The sequence below is a fragment of the Actinosynnema sp. ALI-1.44 genome (assembly GCF_001984155.1).
GTDB lineage: Bacteria > Actinomycetota > Actinomycetes > Mycobacteriales > Pseudonocardiaceae > Kibdelosporangium.
Map to the genome: position 1 here is coordinate 106,450 of NZ_MTQO01000050.1, position 19,739 is coordinate 126,188.

A 19,739-nucleotide genomic window follows, 5' to 3' on the forward strand; every position below is an offset into this window, starting at 1 on the left:
GTTAGCGTCGAGTCATGGAACTGGTCACCGCCGATCCCCGGTTGCGGCTGCGGACGCTGGAGATGGCAGACGTCGACGACTACTGGCGTCTGGTCGAGCGCAACCGGGATCACCTGGGCAGGCACGGGGACTACGCGGAACTGCGGGCCGCGGATCACGAGATGATCCGCGCCGGGTTCGCCCACCCGCTCGACGGCGAGTTCGCGTTCGGCATCCGGGTGGCCGGTGACCTGGTGGGTGAGATGGTGCTCAACCCGGTCGATCCGCCGCGTTACAGCCTCGGGTACTGGCTCGACGAGAAAGCGACGGGCAACGGCTACGTCACCAACGCGGGCCGGGCGCTGGTCCGGTGGGCACGGGAGAACACCGCGATCACCGACGTCTACGCGGGCGTGACGTTCGGCAACCGGTCCAGCGTTGCCGTGCTGGACCGGCTCGGCTTCACCAAGGTGTCCGATCTGGACACCTACACACGGTTCCGGCTCACGCTCCGGGAACCCAGTTAGGCTTGCGCTTCTGCGCGAACGCGACGATGCCCTCCTGGCCTTCCTCGCTGGCGAAGAACTCGGCCGACAGCTTCAGCATGGTCGCGAAGTCGCCCGGTTGCGAGCGCAGCAGCGCCTTGGTCGCGGCCAGCGCCACCGGTCCGCCGAGGACCAGCATGTCGGTGTAGCGCTTGACTTCGGCGTCCAGTTCGTCGGCGGGCACCGCGGAGTTGATCAGGCCGATGGTCGCGGCCCTGGTCGCGTCGAAGGTCTCGCCGGTCAGGAACAGCTCGTGCGCGGCGCGCGGCAACAGCCGGGGCAGCACGGTCACGGAGATCACCGCGGGCACGACGCCGATGCGGACTTCGGTGAAGGCGAAGGTCGCCGTGGTCGCGGCGATCGCGATGTCGGCGGCCGCGACGATGCCGACGCCGCCTGCCCGCGCCGGGCCCGCGAGCTTGGCGATCACCGGCTTGGGGCCGGTGCGGATCTGGTCGAGGATCTCGGGGAACTCGTTGACGCCCTGGTCTCCCGCAGCGGCCCCGCCCGCTTCCTTGAGGTCCATGCCCGCGCAGAACACTGGTCCGGTGTGGTCGAGCACGATCACCCGGACGTTGTCGTCGTCGATCGCCGCTGACAGGTGCCCGCGCAGTTCGGCCCGCAGTTGACGGGACAGCGCGTTGCGGTTGTGCGGGGAATCGAGCGTGATCGTCGCGACGCCGCGGTCGACGGCAATGTGGACCAGTTCGTCAGCCATGGGCCCATCATGCACCCAGGGCCACCCCGCGCCGGGTGGCCCTCGGCACACATCACCGGAATCAGCCGATAGTCGTGCTGGTCAGCACCGGGCTCGGGTTCGGGTACGCCACCGACGGGGCGTTGACCGGGAACCCGAGGGCGATGATCACGGCGGTGAAGGTCAGCCCGGGGGCGTCGTAGCTGGTGCCGCCGAGCTTGGACTCGATCTTGCCGGACGAACCGGCGGTCAGGTCGATGGTCACCGTGGGCAGTTCGAACGCCGCGCCGCCCTTGAGCGGACCGGCGACCTTGAGCACCACGTCGTTGCCCTCACGGGCGATGCTCGGCGGTGTCGTGCCGAGCCCCGAGCCGCCGCTCACGCTCGCCGAGACGAACGTGGAGTTGGCCGGGATCGGCATCTTCAGCGCGACGGTCTTGATCTCCCTGATCTGGTAGCCGCCACCGGACGACGGGACGGTGTTCGGCGCGGGGTCGATAGTCACCTTCAGCGCGCCACCAGGGGCGACACTCGCCGGTGCGGTCGAGTCGACGTCCTGGGTGAGCACGAGTTCCGCGGTCTGGCCCAGTGCCGACGCGCGGACCTGGTAGTTGATGGTCTGGCCAGCCGCAGAGACAGCCGCGGAGACAGCCGCCGGGGCGGTCGCGCCCAGTGTGAGCAGGGGTGCGAGGGTGAACGCGGCCACCGTGGCCAGCCGCAGGGGAGCCAGCTTCATCGATGCCTCCTTGAGGTTTTATGCCCTTCAGCGTTCATACCCGAGGGTAATTCACGTTTCAACGGTGCGTGTTTCCCAGAGTTTTCACAGCGCTACCCAGCGTGGTGACCTTTCCGCTCGAACATGTCGGGTGTTCGGGGATAGTTGTCGGTAGCTGTGGCGGGCCTTGTGTGGTCAGCAGATGGCTGGGCTGAGGTCCGGCGAGCGATGTCGGCCGATACCAGGAGGGGTCAGCGGTCCTCAGTCCTGGACGGTCGGGCGGATGGTGATGTCGCCGATCTCGACGTCGTCGGGCTGGTCCACGGCGAAGGCGATGGCCCGTGCGACGGCTTCCGGCGGGATGGCGAACTTCGCCATGTTCTCGCGGATGTTCTGGCGCACCGCGGGGTCGTCGACGGAGTCGGCGAGTTCGGTGCTGACGTAGCCAGGCGAGATCGAGGTCGTGCGCAGCACGCCGTCGGTCGACTCCTGCCGCAGACCTTCCAGGATGGTGCGCACTGCGTTCTTGGTCCCGGCGGAGGTCTACCGCCACGACGTCGAGGAGCTCGTCGCGGCCGCACCGGCCCTGCTCGCCGAGCACAACCCGGTAACCGCACTGGCGCACTGGTTCGATCGCGTGGCCGACTACGCACGGGTCAAGCGCGGGGTGTTCGCCGCAGTCGAGGTGGGGATGTGGCAGGACCTCTCCGCGCGCAGCCTTGGCCCGATCGGCGACGCGATGACCGCGCTGCTGGACGCTGGCAAGGCCGCCGGGGCCATCCGGCCCGACATCGACGCCCGCGACGTCATCCTGCTCATCGGCTACCTGACCCGGCTCGACGAGGAGGAATGGGACACCCGCGCCCGACACCTGCTGCACGTCGTCCTCGACGGCCTGCGCTTCCGCGAATGACAAGCCGCTGACACTCATACTGCACGGTCCGCATGTCCCCACGCTCACCGCAGCGACGTAGCAGTTCCGCCGCCGAAGACGGCTCATCCCGTGAACAGGACACGTAAAAGGCTTCCGCCAGACGGTGGTGCGGATGCGACAACCCGCCGCACGGTCATTGGTCCAGACCGACAGCGGCGTCACCGATCGTCCGCGGTTTCCTTCCACCGCACCGAACCGGGTCCGTCGCTCACGCCTCGAGCACGAGCGTGAGCCGGTCCGCGCTGCCGAGGATGTCCACGAACTGCTCGTAGTTGGCCGGGTCGGCCTTCCGCAGCGTCTGCGGCGAGTGCCACACCAGCGTGTGCGTTCCCGGCGGCAGATCGTTCACCACGTCCACCAGCGCGTCCAGGTTGTGTCCGAAGTAGTCGGGGAAGCTCATGGCCTTCGCGAGCGCGTCGAGCATCGCGGCCTTGCTGTGGATCCTGCTGCCGTCCAGCGCGTACTTCATCGTCACTTCCCCGGGTCCACGAGCACGAACGAGTCGTAGTGGTTCTCGGTGTAGTAGAGCTCACGTTCCTTGCCGTAGATGAGTCTGCGCGCACCACGGTCCCTGCTGCCCGGCGTCGGCACGGTGTACTCGTGGTAGTACTCCTTGGCCTTGGCAGGCAGGCGCTTCTCCCGGTTCTCGAACACCACGCCGTCCCGGTCGTACGGGTACGGGCCGCCCTTCTCGATCAGCCGCCAGGTGGTCGCCGCCTCCTGGGGGAGCTTCGACAGGGCCGTGACCCGCAGGCCGGAGTCCTGGCCGGGAACAGCGGTGCCCTGGCCGCCCGGTTTCGCCGGGGCCGTGGTGGCACCCTGTCCACCGTTCTGCCCGCCGTTGCCGGGAGCCGGGTCGGAGGTGACCTCGCGGATCAGCCAGCCCGCCACCACCAGGATGACCAGTCCGACCAGGGCGAACGTGATGCGTCTGCGCGACCCCATGGGGGCCAACCCTAATCGCAGTCCGGTTCCGCGCTCCGCGACGGGCTGACTTTGCCCGCCACGAAATCGACGACGCGGTCGATCAGCCACGCCCCGCCGACGCACACAGGCAGCAACACCGCGATGACGATCGCGAACTGGGCGGGAAACGGCAGCTGCGTGATCCACAGCTCGACGGCGTTCCACCAATCCGACAACCACGACACACCGATGAGGCTACGCCGTGTCCGACCCCACAGGCGCACGAATGGGGTAATCGGTAAGTTGCTGAGCATGTTCGCCGTGTATGCAGCGTCGCCTCAGCCGGACAACCCGCTCGCCGCGCTGACGGTCGGTGACCGGCCCGACCCGGAGGTCCGGGACGGCTGGGTCCGGGTGTCGGTGAAGGCCGCGAGCCTGAACATGCACGACCTGTGGACGCTGCGCGGCGTGGGCATCAAGGCCGACAAGTTCCCGATGATCCTCGGCTGCGACGGCGCCGGTGTGCTCGACGACGGCACCGAGGTGGTGATCCACTCGGTGATCAGCTCGCCGGACTGGACCGGCGACGAGACCCTCGACCCCCGGCGCAGCCTGCTGACCGAGGTGCACCAGGGCACGTTCGCCGAGTCCGTGGTGGTCCCGGCGCGCAACGTGCTGCCCAAACCGGCCAGCCTGTCGTTCGCCGAGGCGGCCTGCATGGGCACGGCGTGGCTGACGGCGTACCGGATGCTGTTCGTGAAGTCCGGGCTGCGGCCCGGCCAGACCATCCTGGTGCAGGGCGCATCCGGCGGCGTGGCGACAGCGCTCGTGCAACTCGGCCGCGCGGCGGGCTTCCGCGTCTGGGTGACCGGGCGGTCGGCGGAGAAGCGCGCGTTGGCCGAGTCGCTCGGCGCGCACGCCACGTTCGAGTCCGGGGCGCGGCTGCCGGAGCGGGTGGACGGTGTGTTCGAGACAGTCGGCAAGGCCACCTGGTCACACTCGGTGAAATCGCTCAAGCCCGGCGGTGTGATCGTGGTCTCAGGCGCGACCAGTGGTCCCGACGCGAACGCGGAACTGGCCCGGGTGTTCTTCCTGCAGCTGAGCGTGATCGGCTCGACGATGGGAACCCGCGACGAACTCGCCGACCTGCTGAACTACTGCGACGTCACCGGCGTGCGGCCGAAGATCGGCACCGAACTGCCGCTGGCCCGCGCCGAAGAGGGCTTCCGGGCGATGCTGGACGGCGAGACAGCGGGCAAGATCGTCTTCACGGCCGCGTAGTCCGAATAGAGCAGCGTCCGCCTCACCCGGAATGGGTACCCCATACGGGAGAGGTGGTGACCTGTGAAGACGCGTTGGCTCAAGCCCGCTGCCCTCGTCGTGGCGGGCGTGCTCGTGGTCGCGGCGGCGCTGCAGATCATCGGCCTGCTGCCGAAGCTCGGTACGTCCACAATAGACAGATCACAACCGGCTGTGCTGCAGGCTATGCGTGACCTCAGCCAGTACCACGCGGCAGCGGGCGACTACCAGGTGGTCGTGGACATCGAGAAGGACGTGGCGTGGGTGCCGTCGTCCATCGCCGGTGAACGGACGCTGTTCGTCGCGGCGGGCTCGGTCGACGCGTTCATCGACTTCGGCAAGCTGGCCGACGGGAACATCAAGGTCTCCGAGGACCGGACCTCGGTGCAGCTGACCCTGCCCGCGCCCCAGTTGGCCAAACCGAACCTGGACAACAAACGCAGCTACGTGTTCAGCCAGGAACGGGGCCTCATCGACACCATCGGCGCGCTCGTGGAACCGCCGCAACAGCAACAGTTCTACGTGGCCGCCGAGCAGAAGATCAGCGAAGCCGCCCAGCGGTCAGGGCTGGTCGAGCGGGCTCGCGGCAACACACGGGCGATGTTGACCGGGATGATGCAGGCGCTCGGGTACCGCGTCACGTTCCAGGAGAGCCCTCCGCCCCAGTGAGTTTCCCAGTGAACTCTCCAGTGAGTTTTCCGGCGATCCAGTCCGTCACGACCTCGTCCAGCACCGGCATCGGCAGTGCGCCGCCACCCAGCACGACGTCGTGGAACTCCTTGATGTCGAAGCGGTCTGCGAGTTCCCGCTCGGCGTTGTCGCGCACGCGCTGGATTTCCAGGCGGCCGACCATGTACGACAGCGCCTGGCCGGGGTCCTCGATGTAGCGGTCGGTTTCCGACTGCACGTCGACGTCGGTCATCACTGTGTTGGCGCGCAGGTACTCCACCGTTTGCTCGCGTGTCCAGCCCATCGCGTGCAGGCCGGTGTCGACCACCAGTCGCGCCGCTCGCATGGAGTCCTCCGCCAGCATGCCCAGCCGGGCCAGGTCGTCGGAGAACAAACCCATCTCGTCCGCCAGGCGCTCCGCGTACAACGCCCAGCCCTCGGCGTACGCGGTGATCGACGCTAGTCGCCGGAGCAGGTGCAGGTCCGTCAACTGCTGGGCGACCGCGATCTGGAAGTGGTGGCCCGGAACGGCTTCGTGGAACGCGATCGACTCGGCGTTGTAGCGGGCCCGCTCAGTCGCCTTGTCCGTGTTCGCCCAGTACGTGCCTTCACGGGAACCGTCGAGCGCGGGCGCGGTGTAGTAAGCGCCCGCGGTCCCGGGCGCTTCGGCGTCCGGGACTTTCTCGACCAGACAACGCTTCTCCGGCACCCGCGCGAACCATTGGGGCGCGACGCTCTCGGCACGGGAAATGGTCGCCTTGGCGTGCGCGATGATCTCGTCGGCGCCGCCCCACAGCAGGGAACGGTCGGTACGCAGCCGCTCCTGCACCTCGGCGGCCGTGCGGACGCCGAAGACGCGGCTGCCGATGGACGCGTACTCGTCCGCCAGCGCTTCGATGAGGTCCAATCCCGTGCGGTGCAACTGTTCCGGCGTGCGTGCCGTGGTCGTGTGCACCCTTGTCACCGCGTCGTACGCCGCGTCGCCATCAGGCAGCCAGCACAGACCCGGCTTGTCGTCCGGGCGGCCGTGCGGCGCCACCTCGTCACGCAGAACCTCGCGATACCGCTCGAACGATGGCCGCACGGCGTCGCGGAGCAGGCGGTCACGTTCCGCGCGCAGACCATCGGTGAGAGACGGTTGCGCGAACGTGTCGGGCGTCTGGTCGAGGTACCGGTCGATGTGCTCGATCGCCATCCGCACCATCCGCGCCACCGGGAGTCGCCGGTCCGCGATCGCCGCGCGGTTGCGGTCAGCCGCCTGTGCCAGGTAGCGCGGGATCTCCGACAGCCGCTGCACGTAATCACGTTCGGTCTGCTCACTGGTGGGCACGACCCGGGGGACGTACGTGGCGAGCCTGATCGCTGGCGCGGTGAAGAAGTTCGCGACCACGTGGTCGGACAGACCAGCGTTGAGCTTGTCCACCAACGACGCCGACTGCTGCAGGACCACGCTGCGGGTGACGCTCGCCGGCGCCAGCTCGGCCTCCGCGGCGATGTGCACCGCGCGGTCGCGGAACTCCGCGTCCGCTTCCTGGCTGAGGTCCCGCAGTTCGTGGTCGTGCCCCGGAATGCCGCCGAGGCTTGCTTCCAGCGGATCTTCCGCGCCGATCAGGTCCAGCAACCGGTCGGCGACGCCGTCGATGGGATCCGTCATGCCGCTACCCCGGCCGTCCACTCCGCCACGATGCGGTCCAGCGTCGCCATCGGCACCGCGCCCGAACCGAGCACGAGGTCGTGGAATCCCTTGATGTCGAACGCGGAGCCCAGCTCGTCCTGCGCCCTCGCCCGCAGACGCTGGATCTCCAGGCGGCCGACCATGTACGACAGCGCCTGGCCGGGCATGCCGATGTAGCGGTCGGTCTCGCCCTGGATCTCCACATCCGACATGACGGTGTTCTCACGCAGGTAGTCCACGGTCTGCTGACGGGACCAGCCGAGCGCGTGCAGACCGGTGTCCACGACCAGCCGCGCGGCTCGTACCGAGTCCTGCGCGAGCATGCCCAGGCGCGCCACGTCATCGGAGTACAGGCCCATCTCGTCGGCCAGCCGCTCGCAGTACAGGCCCCAGCCTTCGGCGTACGAATTGATCGCCGCACAGCGGCGCAGTGCGGGCAGGGAGAGCTCCTGCGCGATCGTGCACTGGAAGTGGTGGCCCGGAACGGCTTCGTGGAACGCCGTGCACTCCGCGACGTACCGGTCCCGCTCCGTCGCCCGGTACGTGTTGGCGTAGTACACACCCTGCTTGCTGCCGTCCTGCGCGGGCGGGTGGTAGTACGCACCGGCCTCGTTCTGTTCGACAGCAGCCGGTGTGCGTTCCAGCAAACAGGAGTGCGACGGCATCAGCCCGAACCAGTCCGGTGCCGCGGCCTCGGCACGGTCCATCGCCGCGCGCGCCCCGGCGAGCAGTTCCTCGGCGCTGTTCCACTTCAACGCCGGGTCGGTGCGCAGCCTGTGGTGCACCTCGGCGACGGTCTTGGCGCCGAACACCCGGCCGCCGATCTCCAGGTACTCCTGGGCCAGTGCCTCGATCAACGCCAGGCCGGTCTGGTGCAGGTCTTCCGGCGTCCGTTCGGTCGTGGTGTGCACACGCGCCAGCGACGCGTACGTCGACTCGCCACCGGGCAGCCAGCACAAGCCGGGTTTCTCATCCGGCCGGCCGTGCGGCGCCACGTCCTGGGCGAGCGCCTCCCGGTACTGGGCGAACGCGGGGCGGACGAGCACGTCCAGCAGCCGGTCACGCTCGGCGGTGTTGGTCACCGGCACCATCCGCAGCGGGTCCTGCGCCGGGTTGGCGAGGTAGTTCTCGAGGTAGGTGAGCGCGTACGCGACGCGGGAGGAGACCGGGGGCCGCCCGCCCGCGATCCCGCCTCGGTGCCGCTCGGCGGCGGTGGCCAGGTACTCCGGGATGGCCGCCAGACGGGTGAAGTAGTTGCGCTCGGCTTCCTCGTCCTTCGGCCGGACCGTCGGCAGCATCCCGTGCAGCCGGGCGATCGGGCTGACCATCATGTCCGCGACCTCGGTCTCGACCAGCCGGGACTGCACGCGCGCGGCGATCGCCTCGGCCTGGTCGATGACCACGTCACGGGTGACCCAGTCGCCGTCGACGCCTTCCTCGCAGGCCTTGGCGCGGCGGGCCGCGTCCAGCGCGCGGGACCGCAAGGTCGCCTGCGCCGCCTCGCCGAGATCGCTCAGCCTGCTGTCCACACCGGGCAGGCCCTGGATCATCTCGCCCAGCGGGTCCTCCTCGATCAGCAGCTGGAGCACCTCGTCGGCGATCTTGTCGATCTGCGTCACAACTCCCCCGTCACCACGTCTGCCAGCACGTCCACCGGCCCTGTACCCACCAACCTGCCACACACCTACGACAGTTTCCGACCCGGCCGCAACTCGTTAATCAAGAGAACCATTCTGATCAGTGCGGTAGACAGTGCGCATGCGAATTCGTTCAGGTGATGACAGCGACCTCGACTCGATCATGGCGTTGGGCGACGAGGCCGTCAGCTGGATGGTCTCGCGGGGAAACACCGAGCAGTGGGGGTCGCGCCCGTGGTCGGAGACCCCGGCGCGGCTGGAGCGGGTGAGATCCATCCTCGCCGAGGGTGACCTGTGGGCCGCCGAGCTCGACGGGGAGGTGGTCGGCGTGCTGATCGTCAGCGACCAGCCAGATCCGCACATCCCGCCCGCCGACGAGCCCGAGGTCTACGTCCGGCTGCTGCTGAGCTCGCGGCGGCACGCGGGTATGAAGATCGGCTCGCAGCTGCTGGACAAGGCGGTCGAGGTGGCGCGTGAGCGCGGCGTGTCGCTGGTGCGTGTCGACTGCTTCCGCGGGGAGGACGGCGAGCTCGTCGGTTACTACGAGCGCAACGGTTTCGAGAAGTCCGGGACGTTCATGGTCAAGGAGTGGCCGGGTCAAGTGCTGAGCAGGCGGATCTGATCGCGGCGCGCAGCTGGGCGTCCAGCCGCGCGACGACCTCCGCGACGGGCCCCTGCGGGGCCTGCGAGTACGCCTGGCCCGCGTACAACGACATCGCCTCCGGGTCGCCTGCCTGCGCCGCGGCCGCCCGGATCGGCTTGGTCATGCTGTTGACCTGGGGATAGGCCGCGGGCGCCAGGTCGGTGTTGCCGGTCAGGAAGCGGTTGACCAGCGCACGGGCCGGGCGTCCGCTGAACGCCCTGGTGACGGCGGTTTCCCTGTTCTCACCCAGCGCTTGCCGGTGCAGCGGCTGTGTTCCGGCCTCGGGGCAACGCAGGAACGCCGTCCCCAGCTGTGCCGCGACCGCGCCTGCCGTCAGCACGGCGGCGATGTCCGCGCCGTGCACGAGACCACCGGCCGCGATCAGCGGTATGTCCACAGCGGCGCCGACCAGTCGCAACGCGGTGAGCAGGCCGTAGGTCGGCGCACCGGACGGCGACCCGTCGTCGGTGAAGATGCCGCGGTGCGCACCGGCCTCGAAACCCTGGACGCACAACGCGTCGGGTCGCAGCGCGGCGGCCAGCCGGGCCTCGGCCGGGCTGGTCACGGTGATCACGATCTTGCTGCCGACCGCGCGCAGCCGCTGCACGTCCGCGACGGACGGCAGGCCGAATGTGAAGGAGACGGTGTCGACCGGGTCGCCCGCCAGCACGTCGATCTTGGCCGGGTACTCGTCGTCGGTCCACGCCGGGCCGCCCGGCTCGATGCCGTAGTCCGACCTGAGCTTCTCCGCGTAGCCGGTCAGATCCACAGAGGACTTCTCACCGGGGACGAAGACGTTGACGCCGAACGGTTTCGTAGTCAGCGCCCTGGTCGCGGCGATCTGCGTGGCCAGCGCGACGGGCGTGATGTACCCCGCCGCGAGGAAACCGTAGGCCCCCGCGTCCACCGCCCCGGCGACGAGTTCCGGTGTGGACGGGCCACCTGCCATCGGCGCGACGACGATGCGCGGGATGCTGGGGATCATGGGAAGAGAATAGAAGCCGGGAGTGGCTCTCGCCCGTGGGCTGAGGCGAGAGCCACTCCCGGGGCACCTCTCAAGGCAGGGTGTCGAGGTGCGGTGCGACAGTGTTCGCGAACTGGTAGCCGTTGGAGGCGTCCCAGTTGATCGACCAGGTCATCGCGCCACGGATGCCCGGCCATGTGGTGCTCGGCTTGAACGATCCGCAGTTGGTGCCGCGGGCCAAGCAGTTGAGCGCGTTGTTGACGTTGCCCGGCGACTGGTAGCCGCCGCCTGCGCCGCGCGGCGACGCGGGCAGGCCGAGCCCGACCTGGTCGGGGCGCAGGCCGCCCTGCAACTGGATGCACGCGAGCGCGGTGAGGAAGTTGACCGTGCTCTGGCTGTGGACCTGCTGGTCGCAGCCCAGCATCGTGCCGGAGTTGTAGTACTGCATGTTGACGATGGTCAGGATGTCCTTGACGGCCAGCGCCAACTGGAAGTAGCCGCCCTGGGTCGACTGCATGTCCACGGTCTGCGGCGCCATCGTGATGACCTTGCCGCCTGCCGCGTGGATGCTGCGCAACGCGTTGCCCATGTGGGTGGCGTTGATGCCGTTCTCCAGGTCGATGTCCACGCCGTCGAAGCCGTAGCTGCTGATCAGGTTCTTGACGTCGGTGGCGAAGTTGTTCGAGGCGTTGGCGTCGCCGACCCAGACCGTCCCCTTCTCACCACCGACCGAGATGATCACCTTCTGGCCACGGGCCTGAACGGTCTTGATGTCCTGCCGGAACTGGGCGTCGGTGTACCCGCCCAGCTGCGACGAGAGACCGGAGTCGAGCGTGAAGCTGACACCGCCGTTGCGCCCGGGAACCGCGTCGACGAAGGCGACCGCGATGATGTCGTACGTCGTGGGCACGTCGGCGAGCCGCAGCGCACGGGCTCCGTTGTAGAAGTTCTGCCAGTAACCGGTCAACACGTGCTTCGGCAGCGGACCGCCGGGGTTGCCACCGCCGGTGCCCGGGGTCGTCACGGACACCGACGTGGTCTTGGGGGATTCGCCCACCGAGTTGACCGAGCTGACCTGGTAGCTGTAGGTCGTCTCCGCGGTCAGACCGCTGTCGTTGTACGAACTGGCGGTGGGTGACGCGATCAGTTGGTTGTTGCGGTACACGCGGTAGCCCGTCGCGTTGGACGGTCCGTTCCACGACAGGCTCGCGCTCGTCGGGCTCGTGGCGGACGCGGAGAAACCAGACGGTGCGGCCGGAAGTGTCGGCGTACCACCGGGTCCGTCGAGCGAGACGTCGTCGGCGTAGAACGTCGGTTGCCCGTACCAGCCGTGGATGTAGACGTTGACGCTGGTGGTCGCCGCGGCGGTGGTGAAGTCGATGGTGAGCTGCTTCCACCCGGCCACCCCCGACCAGGTGTTGCGGTCAGTGAGGCCGTTTCCGTTGACACCTAGGTAGGTGTACGTGCCGTTGACCCACCCGGACAGCTTGTACGCGGTGTTCGGCTGCACGGCGATCTGCTGCGTGCACTGCGAGAAGTCCTGCCCGCTCGGCGTCCCCGCCAAGGAACCGGAACCCGTTCGCACCGGGTTGGTGGCGGCGGCCGCGCCCGTGCACGTCCAACCGGACAGACCGTCCTCGAAACCGGGGTTGTTCACGATGTTGGCGGCGACGGCCGGACTGGCCGGAACCACCACGAGCGCGGCAATAGCGGTGGCGGCGGCCACGAGCAGCCGCCTGGTCCTGCTGACCATGTTCTCTTCTCCACACCCGCGCCCGGTTTGTGGTCTACACCACTAAAATGGACTAGACCAATGGTCTGTGTCAACCCCTAGTTGGCGGGAGTACCGTGCGCGCATGACCTTCGTACTCGACGACGCCATCCGCATCGCGCGCGAAGCACACGCTGGTCAGGTCGACAAGAGCGGAAAGCCCTACATCGACCACCCGCTGCGCGTGATGGCACGCGTGCAGGGCACGCACGCCCAGATGGCAGCGGTCCTGCACGACGTCATAGAGGACACAGCCGTCACCGCGGAAGCCCTGCGCGCACAAGGCTGCCCGGAGAACGTCGTCACCGCAGTGGTCGCGTTGAGCAAGCTCGACGGCGAGGCGATGCCGGACTACCTCAGCCGCGTCGCCGCCGATCCCATTGCCGTACAAGTGAAACGCGCGGACATCGGGGACAACACCGACCCGGTCCGATTGGCCGCGCTCGACACCGGAACGCAGAATCGCCTCCGCGAGAAATACGCGGAGGCGATCCGTCTGCTCGATGAACTGACTGGCTAGTCAAGGCCGGTTCCCCAGCGTCCCCAGCAGTTCGGCAGAGCAGGACCGCTCGGCAGGCGCGACACGGCGATGTCAGGCATCCTGTCCAGGCAACGCACCGCAAGCCGCAGTCGAAGAGGCACCCAATGAATGGCCCTGATCTACCCTCGCCTGACGAACTGTTCGACATCGACGCCTGGCAGTACCGCTGGCCCACCGGAGCCGAGAAGGTGGAACTCTGCCGGGGCGTCATCGTGTTCACCGGCCAGTTCGACGAACGCGACACCGTGATCGCCCAGCGTACATACCCAGGACGGCATGTCGTCCTCAACGAAGACGGCGGTGTCGAGATCCACCCGGCTGGCGAGAACCCGCCTCGCTCGATCCTCGAGGCGGTTCTCGAAGGGTGATCCCCGGAAACGGGAATCCCATGCCCGGGATGCCCTACTTCTTGCCCTTGGGCTTGTCCCCCGCCTCGTCGGTCGACAGCGCGGCGACGAATGCCTCCTGCGGCACTTCGACACGGCCGACCATCTTCATCCGCTTCTTGCCTTCTTTCTGCTTCTCCAGCAGTTTCCGCTTACGGGTGATGTCACCGCCGTAGCACTTGGCGAGCACGTCCTTGCGCATCGCGCGGATCGTTTCCCGTGCGATCACGCGGGAACCGATCGCCGCCTGGATCGGCACCTCGAACTGCTGCCGGGGAATCAGCTCGCGCAGTTTCGTGGCCATCCTGGTGCCGTAGCCGTACGCCGCGTCGCGGTGCACGATCGCGCTGAACGCGTCGACCGGTTCGCCCTGCAGCAGGATGTCGACCTTGACCAAGTTCGCGGTCTGCTCGCCCGCCTCCTCGTAGTCCAATGAGGCGTAGCCGCGGGTGCGGGACTTCAACGAGTCGAAGAAGTCGAAGATGATCTCCGCGAGCGGCATCGTGTAGCGCAGCTCGACGCGGTCCTCCGACAGGTAGTCCATGCCGCCGAGCTGGCCCCGGCGGGCCTGGCACAGCTCCATCACCGTGCCGATGAACTCGCTCGGGCAGATCACCGTCGTCTTCACGATCGGCTCGTAGACCTCCATGATCTTGCCGTCCACCCAGTCGGACGGGTTGGTCACGGTCGTCTCCTCGCCGTCGTCGGTGACCACCCGGTAGACCACGTTCGGCGCGGTCGAGATGAGCTCGAGGCCGAACTCCCGCTCCAGCCGGTCGCGGGTGATCTCCAGGTGCAGCAGGCCGAGGAAGCCGCAGCGGAAGCCGAAGCCCAGCGCCGCCGAGGTTTCCGGCTCGTAGGTCAGCGCCGCGTCGTTGAGCCGCAGCTTGTCCAGCGCCTCGCGCAGGTCCGGGTAGTCCGAGCCGTCCAGCGGGTAGAGGCCCGAGTAGACCATCGGCCGCGGCTCGCGGTACCCGGCCAGCGGCTCGGTCGCGCCCTTGCGCTCGGCGGTGACCGTGTCACCGACCTTGGACTGGCGGACGTCCTTCACGCCGGTGATCAGGTAGCCCACCTCGCCGACGCCGAGGCCCACGCTGGGCTTGGGCTCCGGCGAGATGATGCCGACCTCGAGCAGCTCGTGCACCGCGCCGGTGGACATCATCCGGATCCGCTCGCGCGGGGTGATCTTGCCGTCCACCACCCGGATGTACGTCACGACGCCGCGGTAGGTGTCGTAGACCGAGTCGAAGATCATCGCGCGGGCCGGCGCGTCCGCGTCGCCCTCGGGCGGCGGGACCTTGCGGACGACCTCGTCGAGCAGCTCGCGCACGCCCACACCGGTCTTGGCCGAGACGCGCAGCACGTCCTCCGGCTCGCAGCCGATGATGTGGGCCAGCTCACGCGAGTACTTGTCCGGATCGGCGGCGGGCAGGTCGATCTTGTTCAGCACCGGGATGATCGCCAGGTTGTTCTCCAGCGCCAGGTACAGGTTCGCGAGCGTCTGCGCCTCGATCCCCTGCGCGGCGTCGACCAGCAGGATCGCGCCCTCGCACGCCTCGAGCGCACGGGATACCTCGTAGGTGAAGTCCACGTGCCCCGGGGTGTCGATCATGTGCAGGACGATCTCCTCGTCGTCCAGCACCCACGGCAGGCGCACGTTCTGCGCCTTGATCGTGATGCCGCGTTCCCGCTCGATGTCCATCCGGTCCAGGTACTGAGCCCGCATGGCGCGTTCCTCGACCACGCCGGTGAGCTGCAGCATCCGGTCGGCCAGGGTGGACTTGCCGTGGTCGATGTGCGCGATGATGCAGAAGTTCCGGATGCGCTCCGGCGGCGTGAACGTCGTATCGGCGAACGTGGCCACTGATTCCCTCGCTGTTTGCATGCCTGACCGCTCAATAGTCCCATGACCAGTACGCTCGCCGCGTGCGTGATCCCGGCGAAGACCCCAAGCCAGCCCGCGGCTACGTCCGTCAGGTGCATGTCGTCGAGCCCGGCTCGACCCTGGACTACTCCCCCGACCTCGACGGCCTCGCGGATCCCGGCGAGATCGTCTGGGCCTGGGTCCCTTATGAAGAAGACCCGGACAGGGGTAAGGATAGGCCGTTGCTGGTGATCGGACGAAACGGTCACCGGTTGCTGGCGGTGATGCTGTCCAGCAAGGATCACGAGGGCCAGCGCGGCTGGGTCGGCCTCGGCAGCGGGGCGTGGGACCGCGACGGCCGCGAGTCGTTCGTGCTGCTGAGCCGGATGTACGAGCTGGACGAGGACGACATCCGCCGGGAAGGCGCGGTGCTCGAGCCCGACCGGTTCGAACGAGTGGCCACGGCCATGGCCGCACGCGCCCGGGGCTGACCCGTGCTGGCCGGGTACCTCGCGCTGCTGGTGGCGCTCGCGGCCGGGGTACTCACGGCCGTCGCGGTGACGTTCGGCACCACCTGGACCGTCCTGGTCGTCATCCTCGTGCTGCTGTGGCTGTTCGTGCACTACGTGCTGCGCAGGAAAGCAGGCGCCGGGCAGCAGGGCGCGTGGATCAACCGCAAACGCCACCCCGAGCTGTGGCAGATGGTCGACGAGGTGGCCGAGATCGCGGCGACCAGTGCGCCCGACGAGCTCCGGCTGGGGCCTGAGATGCGCGCCGCCGTACGCGAACACGGCGGTTTCCGGTGTCTGGAGATCGGGCTGCCGCTGCTGGGTGGGCTGTCGGCGAGCGAACTGCGCGCGGTGACCGGTCACACGCTGGCGCTGTTCACGGCCACATCCGTATGGGAGTCACGGTTGCCACGCGCGATCATGCTGCCGTACCGGTTGATCACGAAACCGCAGCTGCGCGCACGCCACGACCAGGCCGAGCAGGTGGCGATCTCGGCGGCGGGCGAAGCCGCGGCGAAGTCCGCGCTGACCAGGCTGCCCGACCTGGACACGGCATGGCGGCGATTCCGGCATTCCGCCGCGCAGGTGACCTACCAGTCGCGCACGCCGGATCTCGTGCAGCGGTTCAACGCCTCCCTCACCCCCTCGCCGGACGAGGCCGGACCGGCGTGGGAACTGCTCACCGAACCGGACAAATCACTTCCTTATCTCCAGCGGCAGCTGTTCGAGGAACTCGGCCCCGAGCACAGGCCTGATCCCGCCGGAAACGATCCCGGTCCGGCCGGTGAAGCTCACGACGAGACCGAAACGAAAACCGACTGACACATTTCCTTGTGGACAAGTGGCCGCCGGCCGGGGCACACTTCCGCGCGCCAGGTCGGGGGATCTGCACATTTTCTGCAAGGGGTGGACTGTGGGGGTACGACTGCGCGCGGGCTTGTCCGTCGTGCTGCTCGCCGGATTCTTCGTCCTGCTGGTCGGGCTGATCGGGGGCCTGGCCGGGCTGGCGATCTACGCACTGGCGACGGGCAGGCTGGCCGGGATCAAGCTGGTCGCGATCGCCGGTGTGGCGATCTTCGCCATCGGCGGAGCGCTGTACAAAGTGCTCAAGCAACGCTCGGAGCCGCACGGCGCGGTGATCACACGCGCCGAGCAGCCCGCGTTGTGGCAGATGATCGACGAGTTGGCGGTGGTCGCCAACACGCGTGGACCTGACGAGATTCGTCTCGTGCCAGAGGTCAACGCCGCGGTATGGGAGGACAGCAGGCTTCTCGGGCTACGGCCTGGGCGCCGGTACATGGAGATCGGTCTGCCGTTGCTCGCCGGAATGACCGTCGGCGAACTGCGGGCCGTGCTGGGCCATGAACTCGGCCACTACAGCCACGGACACACCAAGTACGCGGCCGTGACCTACCGCGCCTCGGCGACCATGGCGCACACGGTCGAGCGGCTGGAGGGTCCGATCGGCTGGCTGTTCGGGTTGTACATGAAGCTGTACTTCGTCGTCGCGCGGTCGGCCAACCGGGCGCAGGAACTGCAGGCGGACGTGCTCGCGGTGCGCGCCGCGGGCAAGACGGCCGCGCGGACCGCACTCGGCAAGATCCCCGCCATGGCACTGGCATGGGGGCACTTCAACCGCAGCTACGTCGGCATGGTCCCGCACGCGGGCCGCACGCCCCAGTTGCTGATGGGCTTCCACTCCTACCTGACCAACGACACGCGCCGCCGTCAACTGGCCGAGGTGCAGGGCGAGATGCTCGACACCGAACCCGCGTCCAAATACGACAGCCACCCGCCCATCCGGGTGCGGATCGCGACCGTCGACCAGATGGCCGAGCCGGACAAGGCGAGCGACACCCGTCCGGCGTGGGCGCTGCTGGTCCGGCCCGACCAGGCGATCCCCCGGCTGGAAAGCCAACTGCTGATCAACGACCTCGGGCCGCGTGCGTCGTGGGAGGAGATCGTGCGGCTCGCGGGCGCCCAGATCGCCGAGAACAACGCGGGTGTGCTCGCCGAGATCGCCAAGCAGACCGGGGTGTCGCGCACGGGCAGCCTCGCCGACGTGCTGACCGCTGTCGAACAGGGCAAGGGCGAACTGCTGGCCGCCCAGGTCCTCGAGGACGACCTGAGCCGGCAGGAACTCGCCGAGGCCGTCCCCGACGTGCTGACCAGCCTGGTCGCCGACACCATCAGCAGCACGCTGATCCGGGCCGGTCGCGCGCACTTCCAACTGGACTGGTCGGGCCCGAAACTGCTGCGGCTGGACGGCGGCGCGGCGCTGGACCTGCTTGAGCTCGTCCGGCCCGCGATGGACGACCCCCGGCAGATGCCGGTACTGCGCGAGTGGATCGCGCGGACGAACGTTTTCCCGGCAGGCGAGGAACCCACTGTGGTGACCGCACCGGTGAGTCCGAAGTGGACTTAAGGCCCCCGCGGGCAGGTGCGACAGCGAAACGTGGCGACGGGCTCGGGCGGTGAACGTCAGGAGGCAGCGATCGCCGCGACCCCGGCGAGCACGATGAACGCACCGGTGAGCCGCCGCACCGGGTCAGGCTCGCCGAGCCAGCGCCACGCGATCAGGCTGCCGAACACGATCGACAGCTCACGAGCGGGCGCGACCATGCTGACAGGCGCGATCCGCATCGCGTACAGCACGCACACGTACGCGACGGGTGACAGGACAGCGATCACCAGGACATCGACCTTGTGTTGCCGCCACAACGCGGCGACCCGACTGCCGTTGCGAGCAGCGACCGGCGCGAGTACGAGGCTCTGGATGACCGCGCCGGTGGCGAAGTAGATCAGCGGCGGCATGCTCTTGACGGAGTGCGCGTCCCACAGCGTGTAGGACGCGATCGTGACACCGGTCAATCCGCCGTAGAACACACTCGGGCCGATCGACACCTGTTTCCGGCCGATACCGACAACGAACACACCCACCACGACCAACGCGGCACCCACCAACGCCCACGGCCCAGGCCGCTCGTGCAGGAACGCCATAGCCGCGATGACGGACAACAACGGCCCACTCCCCCGCGCGACGGGGTACACCACCGACATGTCGCCCACCGCGTAGCTGCGCTGTAGCACGAGGCCATACGCCACATGCAGCACAGCGCTCACCCCCGACGCGAACAGCCAACTCCACTGCGGCTCGGCGTACAGCAGGGCGATAGCCCCGACAGGTAAGCAGATGACAGCCGACGCAGCCTGGTAGAGCCACACGAACAACGCCCCACCCGTGCTCGCCCGCTTGGCAGCGAAGTTCCACGCCGCATGAGCGATCGCGGCGACAAGGACAAGACCAACAGCGACGAGATCCACAAGCCCACCCTGGTACAACCAGGGGCAACGGTGTTACAGGTTTCCCAGGGGGTGGATTCGTCGGCAGCGGTGACGGGTTGTTACCCTGTCCGAGTCGTGCCGTGTGGCGTTCCGCCCAGGAGGAAACCCGCGCTTGCGGGGCCAGCAGAGGTGAGCGGTACGACAACCCGGATAGCGACACTGAGGAGTACCAGCGTGGCCAACATCAAGAGCCAGATCAAGCGCATCAAGACCAACGAGGCCGCCCGCCTGCGCAACAAGTCCGTGAAGTCCTCGGTGAAGACGGCGATCCGGAAGTTCCGCGAAGCCGCCGACGCGGGAGAGAAGGACAAGGCCATCGAGCTGCTGAAGATCGCCAGCCGCCAGCTGGACAAGGCAGCCGGAAAGGGCGTCATCCACGCCAACCAGGCCGCCAACCGCAAGTCGGCACTGGCCAAGCGCGCCAACAGCCTCTGACAAGAACCCCCGAGAAGGGCCCACGCCACCACGGCGTGGGCCCTTCTCGCATTCCACGCCCCGGCCGCCGCCCACCAGCTCCAGGCCCCATCGATCCCACGCGTGCCCACAGCAGCGACGGCCAGCCCACACGAATGACCAGAACCAACCGCCTCAAGCCGATAACCAGCCCCAGGCAGACCGTCGGCAATTCGGGTCGCGGAGTTGAGCGCCGCCCACCAGTCA

22 protein-coding genes and 1 pseudogene are annotated in these 19,739 nt (G+C 68.3%); 11 read left to right on the forward strand and 12 right to left on the reverse strand.

The window, feature by feature from the left end:
- The first annotated feature begins 14 nt into the window (after positions 1 to 14).
- Positions 15 to 506 carry a GNAT family N-acetyltransferase gene (locus ALI144C_RS33000; RefSeq protein WP_076991123.1) on the forward strand — a complete coding sequence of 164 codons (492 nt, stop codon included), beginning with the start codon at positions 15 to 17 and terminating at the stop codon, positions 504 to 506.
- Here the strand turns inward: ALI144C_RS33000 and ALI144C_RS33005 are convergent.
- The 3 genes and pseudogenes from ALI144C_RS33005 to ALI144C_RS33015 all read right to left on the reverse strand — a co-directional run.
- Positions 484 to 1,242 (reverse strand): enoyl-CoA hydratase-related protein, encoded by a 759-nt coding sequence (locus ALI144C_RS33005; protein WP_076991124.1) that lies wholly within the window; start codon positions 1,240 to 1,242, stop codon positions 484 to 486. The genes ALI144C_RS33000 and ALI144C_RS33005 overlap by 23 nt on opposite strands.
- Positions 1,243 to 1,303: 61 nt before the next feature.
- Positions 1,304 to 1,957, reverse strand: a complete 654-nt coding sequence (locus ALI144C_RS33010) for a cyclase (protein ID WP_076991125.1) — start codon at positions 1,955 to 1,957, stop codon at positions 1,304 to 1,306.
- 240 nt (positions 1,958 to 2,197) lie between these two features.
- Positions 2,198 to 2,473: pseudogene (locus ALI144C_RS33015) on the reverse strand (SDR family oxidoreductase); the annotation flags it as partial.
- Between ALI144C_RS33015 and ALI144C_RS33020 the strand changes: the two are divergent.
- Positions 2,445 to 2,849, forward strand: coding sequence for an SbtR family transcriptional regulator (locus tag ALI144C_RS33020; protein WP_076991126.1), 405 nt, complete (start codon positions 2,445 to 2,447; stop codon positions 2,847 to 2,849). The pseudogene ALI144C_RS33015 and the gene ALI144C_RS33020 overlap by 29 nt on opposite strands.
- A 229-nt stretch (positions 2,850 to 3,078) precedes the next feature.
- Here ALI144C_RS33020 and ALI144C_RS33025 read toward each other — a convergent pair whose 3' ends face one another.
- From ALI144C_RS33025 to ALI144C_RS33035, 3 genes are read right to left on the reverse strand one after another with little or no spacing between them, the layout of a single operon-like run.
- Positions 3,079 to 3,339: a barstar family protein gene (locus tag ALI144C_RS33025; RefSeq protein WP_076991127.1), complete on the reverse strand. Its 261-nt coding sequence runs from the start codon at positions 3,337 to 3,339 to the stop codon at positions 3,079 to 3,081.
- Between the two features lie 2 nt (positions 3,340 to 3,341).
- A complete protein-coding gene (locus ALI144C_RS33030; RefSeq protein WP_076991128.1) occupies positions 3,342 to 3,815 on the reverse strand; it encodes a ribonuclease domain-containing protein in 474 nt (157 codons plus the stop codon).
- An 11-nt stretch (positions 3,816 to 3,826) separates the two neighbouring features.
- Entirely contained in the window at positions 3,827 to 4,021 is a 195-nt protein-coding gene (locus tag ALI144C_RS33035) for a hypothetical protein (protein ID WP_076991513.1), read from the reverse strand.
- A gap of 67 nt (positions 4,022 to 4,088) precedes the next feature.
- On the opposite strand from ALI144C_RS33035, the gene ALI144C_RS33040 reads away from it, so the two are divergent.
- Together ALI144C_RS33040 and ALI144C_RS33045 are read left to right on the forward strand one after the other, a co-directional pair.
- Positions 4,089 to 5,057 carry a zinc-binding dehydrogenase gene (locus tag ALI144C_RS33040; RefSeq protein WP_076991129.1) on the forward strand — a complete coding sequence of 323 codons (969 nt, stop codon included), beginning with the start codon at positions 4,089 to 4,091 and terminating at the stop codon, positions 5,055 to 5,057.
- 63 nt (positions 5,058 to 5,120) lie between these two features.
- Positions 5,121 to 5,744 (forward strand): DUF4230 domain-containing protein, encoded by a 624-nt coding sequence (locus ALI144C_RS33045; RefSeq protein WP_076991130.1) that lies wholly within the window; start codon positions 5,121 to 5,123, stop codon positions 5,742 to 5,744.
- On the opposite strand, the gene ALI144C_RS33050 is transcribed toward ALI144C_RS33045, so the two are convergent.
- Positions 5,713 to 7,398 carry a DUF885 domain-containing protein gene (locus ALI144C_RS33050; RefSeq protein ID WP_076991131.1) on the reverse strand — a complete coding sequence of 562 codons (1,686 nt, stop codon included), beginning with the start codon at positions 7,396 to 7,398 and terminating at the stop codon, positions 5,713 to 5,715. The genes ALI144C_RS33045 and ALI144C_RS33050 overlap by 32 nt on opposite strands.
- Positions 7,395 to 9,038: a DUF885 domain-containing protein gene (locus ALI144C_RS33055; RefSeq protein ID WP_076991132.1), complete on the reverse strand. Its 1,644-nt coding sequence runs from the start codon at positions 9,036 to 9,038 to the stop codon at positions 7,395 to 7,397. Before ALI144C_RS33055 ends, ALI144C_RS33050 begins: the two co-directional genes overlap by 4 nt.
- A gap of 139 nt (positions 9,039 to 9,177) precedes the next feature.
- Between ALI144C_RS33055 and ALI144C_RS33060 the strand changes: the two genes are divergently transcribed.
- On the forward strand, positions 9,178 to 9,678 hold the full coding sequence (locus ALI144C_RS33060; RefSeq protein ID WP_076991133.1) for a GNAT family N-acetyltransferase: 501 nt from the start codon (positions 9,178 to 9,180) through the stop codon (positions 9,676 to 9,678).
- Here the strand turns inward: ALI144C_RS33060 and ALI144C_RS33065 are convergent.
- Together ALI144C_RS33065 and ALI144C_RS33070 are read right to left on the reverse strand one after the other, a co-directional pair.
- The gene (locus ALI144C_RS33065; protein WP_076991134.1) at positions 9,638 to 10,684 is read right to left on the reverse strand and encodes a nitronate monooxygenase; all 1,047 of its coding nucleotides are present in this window, start codon (positions 10,682 to 10,684) and stop codon (positions 9,638 to 9,640) included. The two genes, ALI144C_RS33060 and ALI144C_RS33065, sit on opposite strands and share 41 nt — an antisense overlap.
- Positions 10,685 to 10,754: 70 nt before the next feature.
- Positions 10,755 to 12,416, reverse strand: coding sequence for a chitinase (locus ALI144C_RS33070; RefSeq protein ID WP_076991135.1), 1,662 nt, complete (start codon positions 12,414 to 12,416; stop codon positions 10,755 to 10,757).
- Positions 12,417 to 12,519: 103 nt separating this feature from the next.
- On the opposite strand from ALI144C_RS33070, the gene ALI144C_RS33075 reads away from it, so the two are divergent.
- Entirely contained in the window at positions 12,520 to 12,954 is a 435-nt protein-coding gene (locus ALI144C_RS33075; protein ID WP_076991136.1) for an HD domain-containing protein, read from the forward strand.
- A gap of 125 nt (positions 12,955 to 13,079) precedes the next feature.
- Complete coding sequence (locus ALI144C_RS33080) at positions 13,080 to 13,343, forward strand: hypothetical protein (RefSeq protein ID WP_076991137.1); 264 nt, start codon at positions 13,080 to 13,082, stop codon at positions 13,341 to 13,343.
- Positions 13,344 to 13,377: 34 nt separating this feature from the next.
- Here ALI144C_RS33080 and lepA read toward each other — a convergent pair whose 3' ends face one another.
- Positions 13,378 to 15,225: a translation elongation factor 4 gene (gene lepA / locus ALI144C_RS33085; protein WP_076991138.1), complete on the reverse strand. Its 1,848-nt coding sequence runs from the start codon at positions 15,223 to 15,225 to the stop codon at positions 13,378 to 13,380.
- 62 nt (positions 15,226 to 15,287) lie between these two features.
- Here lepA and ALI144C_RS33090 point away from each other — a divergent pair, with 62 nt between their 5' ends.
- The 3 genes from ALI144C_RS33090 to ALI144C_RS33100 all read left to right on the forward strand — a co-directional run bounded on the left by ALI144C_RS33090 (position 15,288) and on the right by ALI144C_RS33100 (position 18,159).
- Entirely contained in the window at positions 15,288 to 15,716 is a 429-nt protein-coding gene (locus tag ALI144C_RS33090; protein ID WP_076991139.1) for a type II toxin-antitoxin system PemK/MazF family toxin, read from the forward strand.
- A gap of 3 nt (positions 15,717 to 15,719) precedes the next feature.
- The gene (locus ALI144C_RS33095; protein ID WP_076991140.1) at positions 15,720 to 16,556 is read left to right on the forward strand and encodes a M48 family metallopeptidase; all 837 of its coding nucleotides are present in this window, start codon (positions 15,720 to 15,722) and stop codon (positions 16,554 to 16,556) included.
- 91 nt (positions 16,557 to 16,647) lie between these two features.
- Entirely contained in the window at positions 16,648 to 18,159 is a 1,512-nt protein-coding gene (locus ALI144C_RS33100) for a M48 family metallopeptidase (RefSeq protein ID WP_143231017.1), read from the forward strand.
- A 56-nt stretch (positions 18,160 to 18,215) separates the two neighbouring features.
- Here ALI144C_RS33100 and ALI144C_RS33105 read toward each other — a convergent pair whose 3' ends face one another.
- Positions 18,216 to 19,058 carry a DMT family transporter gene (locus ALI144C_RS33105; protein ID WP_076991142.1) on the reverse strand — a complete coding sequence of 281 codons (843 nt, stop codon included), beginning with the start codon at positions 19,056 to 19,058 and terminating at the stop codon, positions 18,216 to 18,218.
- Positions 19,059 to 19,253: 195 nt separating this feature from the next.
- Between ALI144C_RS33105 and rpsT the strand changes: the two genes are divergently transcribed.
- Positions 19,254 to 19,514 carry a 30S ribosomal protein S20 gene (gene rpsT / locus ALI144C_RS33110; protein ID WP_076991143.1) on the forward strand — a complete coding sequence of 87 codons (261 nt, stop codon included), beginning with the start codon at positions 19,254 to 19,256 and terminating at the stop codon, positions 19,512 to 19,514.
- The last annotated feature ends 225 nt before the right edge of the window (positions 19,515 to 19,739 follow it).